This window comes from Streptomyces sp. GL_141 (assembly GCF_057834385.1).
In genome coordinates this window covers 7,444,843-7,461,842 of sequence record NZ_CM174402.1, presented here as the reverse complement: position 1 = coordinate 7,461,842, position 17,000 = coordinate 7,444,843, and the positions used below count along the sequence as shown (strand labels likewise).

Sequence of the window (17,000 nt, the reverse complement as noted above, 5' to 3'; positions counted from 1 at the left end):
GTTCAAGCACCCCTTGCGTTCGAAGGATCTGGACAGCGCCCCCTGCCCCATGCCTTTTCGTGCGCTCGCGGCCCCGCGTGGACTCAGTTCATGAACCCGCCCCGCCTCCTCGCCTCCCGTCATCTGTACATTGCATACAGTCGACGCATACTGTATGAAGGATTGTTATCCCGTATCCCATGGGTGATGTCCAGGGGGCGTGCAACAACTTTTAAGGAAAGGAGACTTGAGGCCGGCGCCCCGCCCCCGACCGTGCACCGAGAGCGGAGAGACCGAATGGCAACCACCCGCAATCCCGCCCACCTCGTCGTGAAATCCGGTACGACCTGGGCCGAGGCATGGCAGCGCTGCCTCCGGGTCGCGCCCGAGGCGTTCCGGGACGACCGCGTCCTGAACCTCTGGGGTTCCACCTGGCAGGCGGACGGCCTGGCACTGCCCGCCACCAGCCCCGTGGACGGCGGCCCCATCGCGGGCCCGCCGCGCCTGGACGGGGTCACCGCCCGGCAGGCCGTGCGCGCCGCGCTCGACCAGCACCGAGCCTGGCGCCACGTGCCGCTCGCGGAGCGCCGGTCGCGCGTCGCGGCGACCCTCGACGCACTGGCCGCGCACCGCGAGCTACTGGCGCTCCTGCTGGTCTGGGAGATCGGCAAACCGTGGCGGCTCGCCCTCGCCGACGTCGACCGGGCCATCGACGGCGTGCGCTGGTACGTCGACGGCATCGAGCCCATGGTGGCGGGCCGATCCCCGCTCGACGGGCCGGTGTCCAACATCGCCAGCTGGAACTACCCGATGAGCGTGCTCGTGCACGCCATGCTCGTACAGGCGCTGGCGGGCAACGCGGTGGTCGCCAAGACTCCGACGGACGGCGGCGTCGCCTGTCTCACCCTGGCCTGTGCGCTCGCCGCCCGCGAGGGGATCCCCGTCACCCTCGTCAGCGGCAGCGGACGCGAGCTGTCGCAGGCGCTCGTCCGCGCGCCCGAGATCGGCTGCGTCTCCTTCGTCGGCGGGCGCGACACCGGCGCCGCGGTGGCCACGGCCGTCACCGACCTCGGCAAGCGGCACATCCTGGAACAGGAGGGCCTGAACACCTGGGGCATCTGGAACCACACCGACTGGGACGCGCTGACGGCGGTGATCCCCAAGCTCTTCGACTACGGCAAGCAGCGCTGCACCGCCTACCCGCGCTTCGTCGTCCAGCGGTCCCTGTTCGACGCGTTCCTGACGGCCTACCTGCCAGCGGCCCGCACCCTGCGCATCGGGCACCCGCTCGCGGTCGAGCACCCCGACGACCCGTACCCGGAGCTGGACTTCGGGCCGGTGATCAACGCGGCCAAGGCCAAGGACCTGCACGACCAGGTGGCCGAGGCGATCGACCGGGGCGCCGTCCCGCTGCACCGCGGCCGGCTCTCCGACGCCCGGTTCCTGCCCGGCCAGGACACCTCGGCGTACGTCCAGCCCGTCACGCTCCTGGGCCCTCCCCCGTCCTCACCGCTGCACCACGCGGAGCCCTTCGGCCCGGTGGACACCATCGTCCTGGTCGACACCGAGGCCGAGCTGCTCGCCGCCATGAACGCCTCGAACGGGGCGCTCGTCGCCACCCTGTCGACGGACGACAGGTCCACCTACGACCGGCTGGCACCGCAGATCCGCGCGTTCAAGGTCGGCCACGGCGCACCCCGCTCCCGCGGCGACCGCGAGGAGCTCTTCGGCGGCTTCGGCGCCTCGTGGCGCGGCGCGTTCGTGGGCGGGGAACTGCTGGTCCGCGCGGTGACCCGGGGCCCGGCGGACGAGCGCCTGCCGGGCAACTTCCCCGACTACCACCTCATGCCGTGAGCCGAACGGCCGAGTAGGGCCGAGTACGGCCGAACGGGCGAATGACGCTGACGGCTCGGGAGATGACAAAGAGTCACGGCTGTGTCAATTGTGGTCAATTGTCCGATTGTGAGTTGTACTGGACGCCAAGCAACACCGTCCATGAACTGGAGCGTTACGTGGCATCCACCACTCTCACCGTCTGGAAGTTCACCACTCCCGAAGGCGCGCAGCAGGCGGAGTCCGCCCTGCTCGCCCTGCAGAAGGAACAGCTGATACAGGTGCACGACGCGGCGGTCGTCACCTGGCGCGAGGACGCCAAGAAGCCGAAGACCCAGCAGCTGAACAGCCTCACGGGAGCCGGCGCGCTCTCCGGCACCTTCTGGGGAATGCTCTTCGGGCTCCTGTTCTTCGTGCCGCTGCTCGGCGCCGCCGTAGGTGCGGCGGCCGGGGCCATCGGCGGATCACTGTCCGACGTCGGCATCGACGACCAGTTCATCGACGAGATCAAGGCCGAGGTGAAGCCCGGGACTTCCGCACTGTTCCTGCTCTCCTCGGACGCCGTGGTCGAGCGGGTGCGCGGCGCCTTCCCGGGCGGGCAGGCCCAGCTGATCCGCTCCAACCTCTCCGGCGCGCAGGAGCAGCAGCTCCGCGAGGTCTTCGCTGCCTGAGGACCGGCCGCCCGAGCCGACGCCGTGGTCCGGGACCGGGGGAGCTCCTCCCCCGGTCCCGGGCCACAGCGGCGCCCGCCGCCCCGTGCGGAATTTTCGCCGAGCTGAGGAAGGGGCCCGAGCGGTGAGCGTTCCGCGGACGGCAGGACCGCAGGACAAGACGGTGGCGGGGTTCGTGCCCCCCTGGCTGCGCCGCTACCGCGGCAGACGGCTGCGGGGCGACACGCTGGGCGCCCTCACCGCATGGGCCCTGATCGTGCCGGAGTGCGTGGCCTACGCGCAGATCGCGGGGGTCCCCCCGCAGAACGCCTTCTACGCGGCCCCGGTGGCCCTCCTCGTCTACGCGCTGCTGGGCCGCTCCAACTTCCTGCTCATCGGGGCCACCTCGGCGGCGGCCGTCCTGTCGGCCGCCACCGTCTCGGCCGTCAGCCCCTCCCCGCAGGACGCCGTCGGACTGTCGGCCGCCCTCGCGGTGATCGTCGGCGCGGTCCTGCTGGCGGCCGGGCTGGCCCGGCTCGGTTTCCTGACCAACTTCCTCGCCGAACCGGCCCTGGTCGGCTTCCTGTTCGGCATGGCCCTGACCATCGTCGTACGGCAGGCCGCGAAAGTCGTCGGAGTGCCGGGCGGTGACGGCAACTTCTTCGAGCGGCTGTGGACCGTACTGTCCGGAGCCCCCCACTGGTCCCTGGTCACCCTGGCCGTCGGGGCGGGCGCGCTCGCCCTGCTGTTCCTGCTGGAACGCTTCGCGCCCCGCCTCCCCGCCTCGCTGATCGTCCTGGTGGCGGCCCTCCTCCTGTCGGCGGCCCTCGACCTCGAAGGCCACGGCGTCGAGACCGTCGGCCGCATCCCCTCGGCCGTGCCGGTCCCCCACCTGCCGGGGATCCCGGCCGCCGACTGGATCGCGCTGTTCGGCGGCGCGCTGGGCGTGGCCCTCGTGGTCTTCGCCGAGGCCTTCAGCATCGCCAACCGCTTCGCCCGGGAACACGGCCAGGAGGTGGACGCCAACCGGGAGATGGCCGCCATCGGCTTCAGCAACATCGCCGTCGGGTTCTTCCGCGGGTTCGTCGTCTCCGGCAGCGCCTCCCGCAGCGCGGCCGCGGCCGGAGCGGGCGGCCGGACCCCGATGGTCTCGCTCATCGCGGCGGGGCTGATCCTGCTGACCGGCGCCTTCCTCACCCCTCTGTTCACGGACCTGCCCGAGCCGGTCCTCGGCGCCATCGTCATCTTCGCCGTACGCGGCTTCCTGCGGGTCGGCGAACTCCGGCGCTACTTCCGCCTGGACCGGCGCAGCCTCTGGGTCGCGCTCACCTCCCTGTTCGGCGTGCTCCTCTTCGACCTGCTGCCCGGGCTGCTGCTCGCCGTCGCGCTCTCCCTCGTGCTGTTCATCGGCGCCGCGAGCCGGCGCAACGTCGCCGTGCTCGGCCGGCTGCCCGGGACCCGGCTGTACGGCGACACCGCCGGCCACGAGGACGCCGCCGCCGATCCCGCCGTCCTCGTCGTACGTCCCGACGGCAGCCTCTTCTTCGGCAACGTGAACCGGGTGCGGCTGGCCGTGCTGGAGCGGCTGCGGAGCGCCCCGGTGGCGCCCCGGGCCGTCGTCCTGGACCTGACCGCCTGTTACCAGCTCGGCGTTCCCGTCCTGGACACCCTCGAGGAACTCCGCGAGGAACTCGACCGGCGGGGCCTCGCCCTGCACCTGGCCCGGCTGCGCTCGTCGGCCGCCGCGGAACTGGCCGGCCACCCGCTCGGCGACCACCTGGGCGCGCACGGGGTCCACCACACCGTCGACGAGGCGGTGGCGGCCGTGGAAGCCGGGCGGCCCGAACTTCCCCCGGATGCAGCCCATTAGTTTGTATGTCAGGTTTTATCCAGAAGTTCCGAAATGGGAAGGATTTCCATGAAGCGTCTCCCGATCACCGCGGCCCTGGGCGCGGCCGCGGCCCTGTTCCTCACCTCGTGCTCCTCGGACGACCCGAGCCCCAAGGAGCAGGCGACCCAGGCCGCCTCGGAGCTCTGCACCGGTCTCTCCACTTTGAAGGCGGACCAGGCCAAGCTGGCGGCGCTGGACCCGGCTTCCGCGACGAAGGACCAGGTCAAGGACGCCGTCGATGCGGTCCAGACGGACTGGGACAAGGTCTCCTCCTCCCTGAAGGACCTGGAATCCGCGAAGCGGTCGGCCGTGGGCTCCGCCGTCGGCGACCTCAAGTCCGGCTTCGGGAACCTGCCGGGCGACACCACCGGATCCGAGGCCGTGACCCAGCTGAAGCCCCAGATCCAGAAGTTCGACGAGACCCTCGTCGCGGCCTCGGTCGGCGTCACATGCCCCTGACCCCCACGAAGGTCCGCGGCGCCTGCGGCGCCCTGCTCGCAGCGGCCGTACTCGCCACGACGGCCGGCTGCTCCGACTCCGACGGGAACGCTTCGGCCGGGGTGTCGAAGGCGGCCTCGGCCGCCGCCTCGGTCCAGTCACAGGCCGCCGACGCGGTCGACTCGGCCACCGCGGCCGCGAAGAAGAAGCTGGACGAGGTCAAGGACGGTGTCGACGCCAAGGACGCGGTGACGCTCGGCAGCGTCAGCACCGACGGCGACGGGCTGTCGGCCGTGACGGTCACGGCCCGCAACACCGACGGCTCCACGAAGTCCTTCGCCGTCCAGGTCGACTACAAGGACGCCTCGGGCAATCCGCTGGACACGGTGGTCGTCACCGTGTCCGACGTGCCCGCCGGCCAGACCAAGGACGCGACCGCACGCAGCACCCACAAGCTCTCGGGCGAGGTGCGCGCCACCCTCGGCACCGCACTCAGGTACTGACCCGCCCCGCCGTACGCCCCGCCCGGCCCACCGCGCCCCCAGGGTGCGGCTCACCGGGCGGGGCGTTTCGCGGTCCCCCTGGACTTGACCCTGATCCTCGGTCAGGCCGGCGTTCGGACGGTCCATGTCCCGGTTGAAATCGCGTAGTTCGTCGCGGATCTCGTGCAGGACGGCCAGGCTCTAGATGATTGATTCCAAGGGGTAGCCGTACGGACGCGAGGGTGCCCAATCTCAGTTTGTGACGACCGAGATAGACACCCTCGCAACTGCACTGTACGTGCGGGTCGATGACCTTTTGAAGGCTTCGCCGCATCTTGCTCCGTGGCGCCCGCGGGTCGGCCTGGAGCCGAAGCTCAGCGATGCGGAACTGGTCACCCTCGCGGTGATGCAGGCCCTGCTGGGCTTCGTCTCCGAGGCCCGCTGGCTGCGCCACGCCCACGCTCACCTGCGGCACCTCTTCCCGTACCTGCCCCAGCAGCCAGGCTGGAACAAGCGCCTGCGACGGGCGTCGGGCCTGGTCAGGCAGGTCCTGCGTGAGCTGGCCACCGACACCGCCCTGTGGACCGATGACGTGTGGATCGTGGACTCCACACCCGTGGAGTGCGGACGCTCCCGCGAGACCTCGAAACGCTCCGACCTGGCCGGATGGGCCGAGTACGGCTACTGCTCCAGCCACTCACGGTTCTTCTGGGGCCTGCGCCTGCACCTGGTCTGCACTCCGCACGGCCTGCCCATCGCCTTCGCGCTGACCGGAGCGAAGGCCGTCGAACGCGAAGTGCTGCTGGACATCTTCCACGTCGACCCGGGCCTGCTCGCAAACCGGCCACCACCGACGCTGCTGGCGGACAGGAACTACTACGGCCGTGCCTTCGAGAGGGACCTCGCCGACCTGGGCGTCCGGCTGCTGAGGCCGGCCCGCAAGGGTGAACCCGAGCGGGCCGGAGCCGAGCTGTTCAAGCCACTGCGCCAGCTGATCGAGTCGGTCAACCAGACCCTCAAGGGACAACTCGACCTCGAACGGCACGGCGGCCGCACGCCCGCCGGGGTCACCGTGCGCGTCCTACAGCGACTCCTCGCCCTGACCGCCGCGATCTGGCACAACCACAAGACCGGTGGACCAGTCATCCGATCACTGACCGCCTACGACCACTAAGGCCTTGGAATCAATCATCTAGAGCGCCCCGGCCGACGCCGGCAGCGGCGGGAGGGCCGGCTCGGAGAGCCAGGCCGTGAACAGGTCCTCCAGCGGTCCGGTCGCGAAGCGCGCCGCGTGCGCGGTGAACCCGGCCGTCGTGACCACACCGTGGCGGTTCACGGTGGCCCACTCCCGCAGCATGCGGAAGAACGGGCCGTCCCCCAGTGCGCAGCGGATCGCGTGCACGGCGAGGCCGCCGCGCTGGTAGAGGCGGTCGTCGAACATCAGCTTGCGTCCCGGGTCGGCCAGCAGCAGGTCCTGCGGCTGTCCGGACAGCAAGCGGTGCGCGGCGGCCGCCAGTTCGTGCGCGGTGCGGCCGCCGGAGCGCTCCGACCAGAGCCATTCCGCGTACTTGGCGAAGCCCTCGTTGAGCCAGATGTGCCGCCAGTCGGCGATGGTCACGCTGTTGCCGAACCACTGGTGCGCGAGCTCGTGGGCGATGAGCCGCTCGGAGCCGCGTACGCCGTCCACGTGGTTGGCGCCGAACAGCGAGAGCCCCTGCGCCTCCACCGGCACGTCCAGCTCCTCGTCGGCGACGACGACGGCGTACTCGCCGAAGGGATAGGGGCCGAACAGCTCCTCGAACAGCTGCATCATGGCGGGCTGCCGCGCGAAGTCGCGGGAGAAGCGGGGCAGCAGGTGCGCCGGTACGTGGGCGCTCTGCGGGACCCCGCCGAGCCCGGGGTCGCCGAGCAGCACCGTCTGGTACATGCCGATGGACAGGCCGACCAGGTAGGTGGAGGTCGGCGCCGGCTGCTCGTACACCCAGGTGGTCGTGGAGGCACGGGTCGTCCGCGTGAGCAGCCGGCCGCCGGCGACGACGGTGTAGGCGGAGGGCGTGTTGACCGAGATCTGGTACGAGGCCTTGTCCGCGGGCCGGTCGTTGCACGGGTACCAGGACGGCGCGCCGACCGGCTGGCTGGCCACCAGCGCGCCGTCGGTCAGTTCCTCCCAGCCGAGCCCGCCCCAGGGGCTGCGCACCGGTGTGGGGTTGCCCGCCCAGTGCACCTCGACGGTGAAGGCGGCGCCGGCGGGCAGCGGCTTGGGCGGCCGGATCCGGAGTTTGCCGCCGCGGTGGCTGTAGTGCGGTGCCCGGCCGTTCACCAGGACCCGGCCTATTTTGAACTCGGCCAGGTTGAGGTGGAACTCGGTGAGCGGCGCCCGTCCGGCGATCGCGCTGAGCCGGGCCGTCCCGGCGAGCCGGTTGGGGCCGGGGCGGTACTCCAGAGCGAGTTCGTACCGGTGCACGCGGTAACGGTGGTCGCCGTTGGCCGGAAAGTACGGGTCCGATGCCGCTGTCTTCTGGCCGTTCACTGCCGCTTCCGCTCCCTGCGTTGTGCTCGTACGACGTGCTGGTGGTGCCGGGCCCGGACACCCCGTTGGCAACGCCCGGACCCGCCCTTCAGGACCGCCACGCCTCGATCGGGTTGCCCAGCCAGCGGGTGTCGGCGGGAACGGATTCCCCGGCCATCACGAGGGAGGCGGGACCCAGTGTGCTGCGGGCCCCGACCGTGCTCCCGGGCAGGACGATTCCGCCCGGGCCCAGGGTGGCGCCCTCACGCAGGACCACAGTATCCGTCCTCAAGATCCGGTCGTGGAAGAGGTGCGTCTGCAACACGCAGCCCCGGTTCACGCTGACCGCGTCGCCCAGGGTGACCAGGTCGGTCTCGGGCAGCCAGTAGCTCTCGCACCACACGCCCCGGCCGATCCGGGCACCGAGTCCGCGCAGCCACAGGGACAGCACCGGCGTGCCGGGCACCGAGCCGATCAGCCAGGGCACGGCTAGGACCTCGACGAAGGTGTCGGCCAGTTCGTTGCGCCACACGAAGCCGCTCCACAGCGGGTGCTCGCCGGTCCGGTGCCGGCCGACCAGCAGCCATTTCGCGGCCGCCGCGACCACGCACGCGCCCACCCCGGCGGCGAGCAGGACCGCTCCGGACACCAGCGCGGTCACCCACGGGCCGGGCCCGTCCGCCGCGGCCAGCGCGCAGAACGCCGCCACGGTCAGGACGCCGAGCGCGGCCGAGCAGAACACCGGGGCGAGCCGGCACAGCTCCACCAGCCCGCGGGCCCACAGCAGCCGTGCGGGCGGATCGTACGTCCGGCTCTGGTCGGCGTCGGCGGTGGAACGCGGCAGCCGCACCGGCGGCAGGCCGAGGTAGGAGCTGCCCTTCTTGGCCTTCTTCGGGGTGGCGGACAGGACGCCGACCAGCCCGTCGTCCGGGACGGAACGGCCCGGAGCGGTCATTCCGGAGTTGCCGAGGAAGGCCCGGCGGCCGATCTCGGAGTGGCCGATCCGCAGCCAGCCGCCGCCCAGCTCGTAGGGGGCGGTCAGGGTGTCGTCGGCGAGGAAGGCGCCCTCGCCGACCGTGGTGAGGCTCGGCAGCGCGAGCACGGTGGAGACCTCGGCGCCCCGGCCGATCTTCATGCCGAGGAGCCGCAGCCACACCGGTGTGATCAGCCCGGCGTACAGCGGGAAGAGGGTTTCCCGGGAGAGGTCCATCAGCTGGGTGACCGTCCAGGCCTGCCAGCCGATCCTGCTGTGCGTCGGATGGACACCCGTGCGCAGCCCGAGGCTGAGCAGGCGTACGGAGACCAGGATCAGGGCCGCGTACGCGAACCCGAAGGCGAGCGCCCCCGGCACCACGGCGAGCAGCGCTCCGGCCAGGGCCCGGCCGAATCCGGCGTCGGCGGGCACGAACCGGCCGGCCACCAGGAGGGCGGGCAGGGCGGCGAGCACGGGCAGGGAGGTGAGGCAGAAGCCGGCCGCCCCGTAGGCGGCGCGCCAGGGCAGGCCGCGCGGCGGGCGCTCCTTGGGCCAGTTCCGCTTGGCCTTGCCGAGCTTGCCGGCGGGGGCTCCGGCCCAGCGCTGGCCGGTCGGGATCTGGCCGACCACGGCGGAGCCGGGGGCCACCTCGGCCCGCTTGCCGACGCGGGCGCCGGGGAAGAGGATGCTGCGGGTGCCGACGACGGCGCCCGCGCCGACCTTCACGGCGCCGATCTCCAGCCGGTCCCCGTCCAGCCAGTGGCCGGAGAGGTCCACCTCGGACTCCACGGCGCAGCCGCGGCCGAGCTTGAGCATGCCCGTGACGGGCGGCAGCGAGTGCAGGTCCACCTCGGGGCCGATCTTGGCGCCGAGCGCCCGCCCGTAGCGCTCCAGCCAGGAGCCGGTGAGCGAGGTCGCGCCGGAGTACTCGGCGAGCCGCTCGGCCGTCCACAGCCGCAGGTGAACGTTTCCGCCGCGCGGGTGGCGCCCCGCCTTGACCCCGCGCAGCAGCAGCCGGGCGCCGCCGGCCGCGATCGCGAGGCGGCCGGGCGGGCTGAAGAGCAGTGCGGCCCCGGCGGCGACGAGCCACCAGGAGGCGGCCGGCGCCCAGGGATACGCCCCGAACCAGTGCAGTACGTTGCCGAGGGCCAGCACGGCCACCGTCCAGCGCAGGCCGACCAGGGTGAACAGCGGGAGCAGCAGCAGGGACTGGATCACCTTGGTCCGCGGCGGCACGGGCGCGATGGTCCGGACGGCGCCGTCGTCCTGTGCGGACTTCTCCAGGTGCCGGGCCAGCTTGCGCAGGGTGGGCTGCTGGTAGATGTCGAGGACGGCCGCGCTCGGGTAGCGGGTGCGCAGCCGGGTGGTGAGCTGGGCGGCTGCGAGGCTGCTGCCGCCGATCGCGAAGAAGTCGTCGGCGGCGCCGGTGACGGCCACGCCCAGGGTCTCGCTCCACTGCTCGGCGAGCCAGGCCTCGGTCCCGTAGAGCTGCTCGGTGGGGCCGCTGGTCTCCAGTTCCGGGAGCGGCCAGGGCAGGGCGCCCCGGTCCACCTTGCCGGAGGTGCGGGTGGGCAGCTCCTCCACCGGTGCGAGCAGCGGTACGAGGGCCGCGGGCAGCTCGGCGCGGAGCCGGGTGACGGCCGCCGCGTGGTCCCAGCCGTCCTGGGTGACCAGGTAGCCGACGAGGAGCTGGTTGCCGCTGCGCGCCGTGCGGACGGCGGCGGCCGCGCCGGCCACCCCGGGCAGGGCCTGGAGGGCGGCGTCCACCTCGCCGAGCTCGATCCGGCGGCCGCCGAGCTTGATCTGCTCGTCTCCGCGGCCCAGGAAGACCAGTCCTTCGGGTTCCGCGCGGACGAGGTCGCCGCTGCGGTAGGCGCGCTCCCAGCCGAGGGATTCCAGCGGGGCGTACTTCTCCGCGTCCTTCTCGGGGTCGAGGTAGCGGGCCAGGCCGACGCCGCCGATGACGAGCTGGCCGCTGCCGCCCATGGGCACCGGTTCGCCGGATTCGTCGACGACGGCCAGTTCCCAGCCGTTCAGCGGGAGGCCGATCCGGATCGGTTCCTCGCCGGTCAGCAGCGAGGCGCAGGCGACGACGGTGGCTTCGGTGGGGCCGTAGGTGTTCCAGACCTCGCGGCCCTCGGTGACCAGGCGCTGGGTGAGCTCGGGCGGGCAGGCCTCGCCGCCGAAGATCAGCAGCCGGACCTCGTTGAGGGTCTCGGGCTCCCACAGCGCGGCCAGGGTCGGCACCGTGGAGACCACGGTGATCTCCTGCTCGGCCAGCCAGGGGCCGAGGTCGGCGCCGCTGCGGACCTGCGAGCGGGGCACGGGCACGAGGCAGGCGCCGTAGCGCCAGGCCAGCCACATCTCCTCGCAGGAGGCGTCGAAGGCCACGGACAGTCCGGCCATGACCCGGTCGCCGGGGCCGATCGGCTCCTCGGTGAGGAACAGCGCGGCCTCGGCGTCCACGAAGGCGGCGGCGCTGCGGTGGCTGACGGCCACGCCCTTGGGCTTGCCGGTGGAGCCGGAGGTGAAGATGATCCACGCGTCGTGTTCGGGGCCGGGCCGGGCGGCGGGGGCGCCGCGCCCTCGGGAGGGTCCGGCGCCCTTGCCCGGGGCGGCGACCTCGATGCGCTGGCCGGCGCCCAGCACGGCCCGTACTCCGGCCTCCCCGAAGACCAGGTCGGCCCGCTCGTCCGGGTCCTCGGCGTCCACGGGCACGTAGGCGGCGCCCGCCGCGAGGACGGCCAGGATGCCCGCGTACAGCTCGTTGGTCCCGGACGGCACGCGGACGCCGACCCGGTCGCCGAGCCCCACGCCGGCGGCCGCGAGGGCCTGGCGGCGGCGCTCCACCTCAGCGGCGAGCGCCCTGTAGGTCAGCCGGGTGGCCCCGTCGTCCAGGGCGAGCTCGTCGGGGTGGGCCCGTACGGAGGCCTCGAAGACGTCGACCAGGGTGCGCGTCGGGGCGGCGGGTCCGGCGGAGAACAGGGCCGATTTGCCGGACTCCCCGGGCCCTTCCCCGGCGTCGGGCCCCTGCCCTTCGTTGAGCCCGGTCCCGTCGTCGAGCAGAGTGACTTCACCGTGCTCTGGTGTGGCTGCCATCGGCCCTCGCGTCGTGTTCCCGGAAGCCTCCGGGTCGCCGGGCGGAGCCCGGGTCTGCCCAGGTTGTTCCGGTCCAGCGCCAAACAACCCGCCAGTCTAGTGCGACATCAAGGATTTTCTGGTTCAAGCCTTGCGCATGGCCGGGAAGGGACGGTAAAAGCCGGCGCGCCGCGGACCGGAAACGGTCCGCGGCGCGCGGGGTGAGCGGGAGCCGGGGCTCAGCGGCTCGCGAGGAGTTCGAGCGTGTCGATGACCCGGTTCGAGAAGCCCCACTCGTTGTCGTACCAGGCGACCACCTTGATGTGGCGGCCTTCGACGCGGGTGAGCTGCGAGTCGAAGATGGAGGAGGCGGGGTTGCCGGTGATGTCGGAGGACACGAGCGGGTCGTCCGAGTACTCCAGCACGCCGGCGAGCGGACCTTCGGCGGCGGTGCGGTAAGCCGCCAGGACGTCCTCGCGGGTCACGTCGCGGGCGACGGTGGTGTTCAGCTCGACGATGGATCCCACCGGAACCGGGACGCGGATCGAGTCGCCGGAGAGCTTGCCGTCCAGGTTGGGCAGGACCAGGCCGATGGCCTTGGCGGCGCCCGTCGTGGTCGGCACGATGTTCACGCCGGCGGCGCGGGCGCGCCGGGGGTCGCGGTGCGGACCGTCCTGGAGGTTCTGCTCCTGCGTGTAGGCGTGCACCGTGGTCATGAACCCGTGCTCGATGCCCGCGAGTTCGTCCAGTACGGCGGCCAGCGGCGCGAGCGCGTTGGTCGTGCAGGAGGCGTTGGAGACGATCGTGTGCAGCGCCGGGTCGTAGGAGTCGCTGTTCACGCCGAACGCGAGCGTGATGTCGGCCCCGTCCGCCGGTGCGCTGACGAGCACCTTCTTGGCTCCCGCCTCGATGTGCGCGCCGGCCGCCTTGGCCGTGGCGAAGCGGCCGGTGGCCTCCAGCACGATGTCCACGCCGAGTTCGGCCCAGGGCAGCTGCGCCGGCTCGCGCTCGGCGAGCACCTTGATGCGGCGGCCGTCGACGACGAGGACGTCCCCGTCCACGGTCACCGGCCGGCCGAGCCGGCCGGAGGTGGTGTCGAAGGCGAGCAGCCGCGCGAGGGTGGCGGCCTCGGTGAGGTCGTTGATCGCGACGATCTCGAGCTTGCTGTCGCGTTCGAGCAGAGCGCGGAGCACGTTGCGTCCGATGCGGCCGAATCCGTTGATGGCGATGCGAGTCATGGTGTCTCCCTGTTCCCTGTCCCTTGGGTTCGTCACCAGGTTCGCCGGTCGGGGGCGCCCGCGACAGCGGCGCGATCGCCACGGTCCGCAAGGATCGCGCCACGAGGCGGCGGGGGCCCGGGGCGCCCCGGCCGCTCGCCCGGTCACTCGCCGCGGTCACCCACCGCTGCCGCTCCGCTCGCCCCGGTCACGCACGGCGGGGTCACTCGCCCCGGGCGAAGGTGCGCCGGTACTCGCTCGGCGTGGTCCGCAGGATGTGCTGGAAGTGCAGCCGCAGGTTCGCGCCGGTGCCCAGGCCCACGTCCGCGGCGATCTGCTCCACGCTCCGCTCCGAGCGCTCCAGCAGTTCGCGGGCCACGTCGATGCGGGCCCGCATCACCCACTGCATCGGCGTGTACCCGGTGTCCTCGGCGAACCGCCGCGAGAACGTGCGCGGGGACACCGCCGCGTGCCGGGCGAGCACCTCCAGGGTGAGGGGTTCCCCGAGCCGGTGCAGCGCCCACTCGCGGGTGGCGGCGAACCGCGGTCCGAGCGGCTCGGGCACGCTGCGCGGGACGTACTGCGCCTGGCCGCCGCTGCGGTAGGGGGCCGCGACCAGCCGCCGGGCCGTGTGGTTCGACGCCGCCACCCCGAGGTCGCTGCGCAGGACGTGCAGGCACAGGTCGATGCCCGAGGCGGCTCCGGCCGAGGTCAGCACGGAGCCCTCGTCGACGAACAGGACGTTCTCGTCGACCCGGACCAGCGGCCATTTCGCCGCGAGCGCCCGGGTGTAGTGCCAGTGCGTGGTGGCCCGTTTGCCGTCGAGCAGGCCGGTGGCGGCGAGGGCGAAGGCTCCCGTGGAGATGGCCGCGAGCCGGGCGCCCCGTGCGTGGGCGGCGATCAGCGCGTCGACGACGGCCTTCGGCGGGTCCTCGCGGTCGGGGAACCGGTAGCCGGGGACGAAGACGGTGTCGGCCCAGGCGAGGGCTTCGAGGCCGTGGGCGACGGCGTACGACAGGCCGTCGCCGCCGGTCACGAGTCCCGGGGCGGCGCCGCACACCCGGACCTCGTAGGGCATGCTCGCGCGGGTCGTGAACACCTGCGCGGGGATGCCGACGTCGAGGGGTTTCGCCCCCTCGAGGACGAGGACGGCGACGTGGTGGGGGCGGGAGGCTGGCACCGCGACATGCTTCCGAAGGGGCGGGAGGCTTGTCAAGCGTCAAGGTTAGTAAACCTTCCGATTGAGATAACCACCTATCAGTTGGTCCAGACCTGTTGACGGCGGTCCTTCCGGAGGATTAGGTTCCCGGCCACGAAGCGGATACGACGTCAACTCCCCACGCCCGCCCGGTCGCAGGCCCCCCACCCACGGACCCGCCGCCCCGTCCCCCCACGTCACCGGCGGGCCGCACGCCCACGCTTCGCGCTCCACGCCGTCCCCCCATTCCCACTGGAGGCACTTCCTTGCGTACCCCTGACCGAACCCGAACCCGAACCCGGCTTGCCTGCGCCCTCGGCGCGACCTTGCTCGGCGCGGCGGCGGTGCTGACCTCTCCCGGGGCGGCCTTCGGCGCCAACATCCTCTCGAACGGCGACTTCGAGTCCGGCAGCACGGCCGGCTGGTCCTGTTCCGGCGGGCTGGGCTCCGTGGTCGGCTCGCCGGTGCACGGCGGGAGCAAGGCACTGGCCGGCGCGGCCAGTGCGAGCGACAACGCCAAGTGCGTCCAGACCGTCGCCGTCCAGCCCAACACCAGCTACACGCTCTCCGCCTGGGTCCGCGGCAGCTACGTCTACCTCGGGGTCACCGGCGGCACCTCCACCTGGACCCCCTCGGCGTCCGCCTACACCAAGCTGACCGTCGCCTTCACCACCGGCGCCTCCCAGACCAGCGCCGAGGTCTACCTCAACGGCTGGTACGGACAGGGCACTTACTACGCCGACGACATCACCCTGGACGGCCCGGGCGGCAGCGTCGACACCCAGGCGCCCACCGTGCCCGGCAGCCTCACCTCCACCGGCAAGACCTCCACCACGGCCTCCCTGAGCTGGACCGCGTCCACCGACAACGTCGGCGTGAACGGCTACGACGTCTACCAGGGCGCCGCGCTGGTGGCCACCTCGGGCACCACCAGCGCGACCGTCAGCGGCCTGACCCCCAGCACCGCCTACGCGTTCACCGTGCGCGCCCGCGACGCCGCGGGGAACACCTCGGCCGCCTCGAACACCGTCAACGTCACCACCGACACCGGGACCACGCCGCCGACCGGCTTCAAGCAGGCCGCGCCGTACCTCTACCTCGGCTGGGGCAACCCGCCGAGCGCGACCACCGTGATGAACGCGACCGGCACCAAGTGGTTCACCATGGCGTTCATCCTCTCCTCCGGCGGCTGCAACCCGTCCTGGGACGGGCAGCGCCCGCTGACCGGCGGCATCGACCAGAGCACCATCGCCTCGATCCGCGCGGCGGGCGGCGACATCGTGCCCTCCATCGGCGGCTGGCAGGGCAACAAGCTCGGCCCCAACTGCTCCAGCGCCGAGGCCCTGGCGGGGGCCTACCAGCAGGTCATCTCCGCCTACGGCCTCAAGGCCATCGACGTGGACATAGAGAACACCGACGAGTTCGAGAACGCCGTGGTCCAGGACCGCATCCTCGGCGCACTCAAGATCGTCAAGCAGAACAACCCCGGCCTGAAGACCATCCTGACCTTCGGCACCTCCACCACCGGCCCGACCAGCTGGGGCAACCGCCTGATCGAGCAGTCCAAGGCGCTGAACGCCGGCATCGACGTCTTCACGATCATGCCGTTCGACTTCGGCAACGCCTCGACGGACATGTACGCCAGCACCGTCAGCGCGACCGAGGGCCTCAAGGCCAAGCTGAAGTCCACCTACGGCTGGGACGACGCGACCGCGTACTCCCACATCGGCATCTCGGGCATGAACGGCATCAGCGACACCCAGGAGACCACCACCGTCCAGAACTGGACCGACATCCGCAACTGGGCCAACTCCCACCACATCGCGCGCCTCGCCTTCTGGTCGGTGAACCGCGACCGCGGCTGCCCCGGCGGCGGCCTGCAGGAGACCTGCTCCGGCATCGCCCAGAGCGACTGGCAGTTCACCTCCATCACGGCCGGCTTCACCGGCTGATCCACCGCCTCGTACGACCGGGGGCCGTCGCGGAGATCCGCGGCGGCCCCCGGTCCGTGCGAGAGGGCCCCCGGTCCGTGCGCGGCGTCAGCCGGTCGGGGCCGGTCCTTCGGCGCGGGCCCGGGCCCGCACGGCCTCCGGGTACCGGCGGGTGAAGCGCAGGGCCGCGACGATGGTGAGGACTTGGATGATCCAGCCGGTCCACATGTTCTCCGGGTCGCGCAGCACGAGGTCGCCGTACGCCCCCACCACCGCGTTGACCAGGAAGGCCAGCCCCCAGACCCCGGTGATCACGTAGTTCGTCCGCTTGAACACCGGCGTGTCCCAGAACTTCCGGTCGACCTGCTCCCGGGCGTACTGGAGGGTGAAGGGCACCCCGGCCAGGATGGAACCGAGGGCGACGGCGAAGAGGGTGACGTTCGCGATCTCGCCCGCGTAGGTCTCCAGCCAGCGTCGCGTGCCGTCACTGGCGAAGACCCCGACGACCGTGAGGATCGCGAAGAACACGACGTCGGCGAGTTCCAGGATCTTCAGCGAGGAACCGGGGTTCAGCAGACGGCTGCCGACGACGAGGCAGAGGGAGATGGCCAGGGCCAGCCCCACCGCCCATTCGAAGCGTCCGGGCCCCACCACGAGGGCGAAGACGATCCAGGGGGACAGCCCCACGAACGGGCTGTCCAGGAACTGCGCCACCTTGTGCGTGCCGTGAGCACCAGCCGTGTGCGCCATGGGTCAGCCCTTCCTGCAACCGCGACCGTCGTCCCCTCCCGCGCCCTCCCCTTCCCAACGTACGCCGCCTC

Annotated in this window: 12 protein-coding genes; 7 read left to right on the top strand and 5 right to left on the bottom strand. The window is 72.2% G+C overall.

Annotated elements, in window-relative coordinates; genetic code table 11:
• The first annotated feature begins 276 nt into the window (after nt 1–276).
• The 6 genes from AC3IX6_RS33260 to AC3IX6_RS33235 all read left to right on the top strand — a co-directional run bounded on the left by AC3IX6_RS33260 (nt 277) and on the right by AC3IX6_RS33235 (nt 6,447).
• Nucleotides 277–1,833 (top strand): aldehyde dehydrogenase family protein, encoded by a 1,557-nt coding sequence (locus AC3IX6_RS33260; protein ID WP_489366992.1) that lies wholly within the window; start codon nt 277–279, stop codon nt 1,831–1,833.
• Nucleotides 1,834–1,991: 158 nt separating this feature from the next.
• A complete protein-coding gene (locus AC3IX6_RS33255) occupies nt 1,992–2,483 on the top strand; it encodes a DUF1269 domain-containing protein (RefSeq protein WP_489366991.1) in 492 nt (163 codons plus the stop codon).
• Between the two features lie 124 nt (nt 2,484–2,607).
• On the top strand, nt 2,608–4,332 hold the full coding sequence (locus AC3IX6_RS33250) for a SulP family inorganic anion transporter (protein ID WP_489366990.1): 1,725 nt from the start codon (nt 2,608–2,610) through the stop codon (nt 4,330–4,332).
• A 48-nt stretch (nt 4,333–4,380) separates the two neighbouring features.
• Nucleotides 4,381–4,812, top strand: coding sequence for a hypothetical protein (locus AC3IX6_RS33245; RefSeq protein WP_489366989.1), 432 nt, complete (start codon nt 4,381–4,383; stop codon nt 4,810–4,812).
• Nucleotides 4,803–5,294, top strand: coding sequence for an FxLYD domain-containing protein (locus AC3IX6_RS33240; protein ID WP_489366988.1), 492 nt, complete (start codon nt 4,803–4,805; stop codon nt 5,292–5,294). The genes AC3IX6_RS33245 and AC3IX6_RS33240 overlap by 10 nt, the downstream gene beginning before the upstream one ends.
• A gap of 238 nt (nt 5,295–5,532) precedes the next feature.
• Nucleotides 5,533–6,447: an IS982 family transposase gene (locus AC3IX6_RS33235; protein WP_489363493.1), complete on the top strand. Its 915-nt coding sequence runs from the start codon at nt 5,533–5,535 to the stop codon at nt 6,445–6,447.
• Between the two features lie 18 nt (nt 6,448–6,465).
• Here AC3IX6_RS33235 and AC3IX6_RS33230 read toward each other — a convergent pair whose 3' ends face one another.
• The 4 genes from AC3IX6_RS33230 to AC3IX6_RS33215 all read right to left on the bottom strand — a co-directional run bounded on the left by AC3IX6_RS33230 (nt 6,466) and on the right by AC3IX6_RS33215 (nt 14,230).
• Nucleotides 6,466–7,803: a M1 family metallopeptidase gene (locus AC3IX6_RS33230; protein WP_489366987.1), complete on the bottom strand. Its 1,338-nt coding sequence runs from the start codon at nt 7,801–7,803 to the stop codon at nt 6,466–6,468.
• Between the two features lie 88 nt (nt 7,804–7,891).
• Nucleotides 7,892–11,854 carry a Pls/PosA family non-ribosomal peptide synthetase gene (locus AC3IX6_RS33225; RefSeq protein ID WP_489366986.1) on the bottom strand — a complete coding sequence of 1,321 codons (3,963 nt, stop codon included), beginning with the start codon at nt 11,852–11,854 and terminating at the stop codon, nt 7,892–7,894.
• Nucleotides 11,855–12,072: 218 nt separating this feature from the next.
• On the bottom strand, nt 12,073–13,071 hold the full coding sequence (gap, locus tag AC3IX6_RS33220) for a type I glyceraldehyde-3-phosphate dehydrogenase (RefSeq protein WP_489366985.1): 999 nt from the start codon (nt 13,069–13,071) through the stop codon (nt 12,073–12,075).
• Between the two features lie 202 nt (nt 13,072–13,273).
• Nucleotides 13,274–14,230: a GlxA family transcriptional regulator gene (locus AC3IX6_RS33215; protein WP_489366984.1), complete on the bottom strand. Its 957-nt coding sequence runs from the start codon at nt 14,228–14,230 to the stop codon at nt 13,274–13,276.
• Between the two features lie 284 nt (nt 14,231–14,514).
• On the opposite strand from AC3IX6_RS33215, the gene AC3IX6_RS33210 reads away from it, so the two are divergent.
• A complete protein-coding gene (locus AC3IX6_RS33210; protein ID WP_489366983.1) occupies nt 14,515–16,200 on the top strand; it encodes a carbohydrate binding domain-containing protein in 1,686 nt (561 codons plus the stop codon).
• Nucleotides 16,201–16,287: 87 nt separating this feature from the next.
• Here the strand turns inward: AC3IX6_RS33210 and AC3IX6_RS33205 are convergent, their stop codons facing one another.
• The gene (locus AC3IX6_RS33205) at nt 16,288–16,929 is read right to left on the bottom strand and encodes a hypothetical protein (RefSeq protein WP_489366982.1); all 642 of its coding nucleotides are present in this window, start codon (nt 16,927–16,929) and stop codon (nt 16,288–16,290) included.
• Between the last annotated feature and the right edge of the window lie 71 nt (nt 16,930–17,000).

What these genes read in the sequence shown, in the direction of transcription:
- AC3IX6_RS33260 (WP_489366992.1), top strand. Translation starts at nt 277, where the DNA reads ATGGCAACCACCCGCAATCCCGCCCACCTCGTCGTGAAATCCGGTACG.
- AC3IX6_RS33245 (WP_489366989.1), top strand. Translation starts at nt 4,381, where the DNA reads ATGAAGCGTCTCCCGATCACCGCGGCCCTGGGCGCGGCCGCGGCCCTG.
- AC3IX6_RS33240 (WP_489366988.1), top strand. Translation starts at nt 4,803, where the DNA reads ATGCCCCTGACCCCCACGAAGGTCCGCGGCGCCTGCGGCGCCCTGCTC.
- AC3IX6_RS33225 (WP_489366986.1), bottom strand. Translation starts at nt 11,854, where the DNA reads ATGGCAGCCACACCAGAGCACGGTGAAGTCACTCTGCTCGACGACGGG.
- gap (WP_489366985.1), bottom strand. Translation starts at nt 13,071, where the DNA reads ATGACTCGCATCGCCATCAACGGATTCGGCCGCATCGGACGCAACGTG.
- AC3IX6_RS33205 (WP_489366982.1), bottom strand. Translation starts at nt 16,929, where the DNA reads ATGGCGCACACGGCTGGTGCTCACGGCACGCACAAGGTGGCGCAGTTC.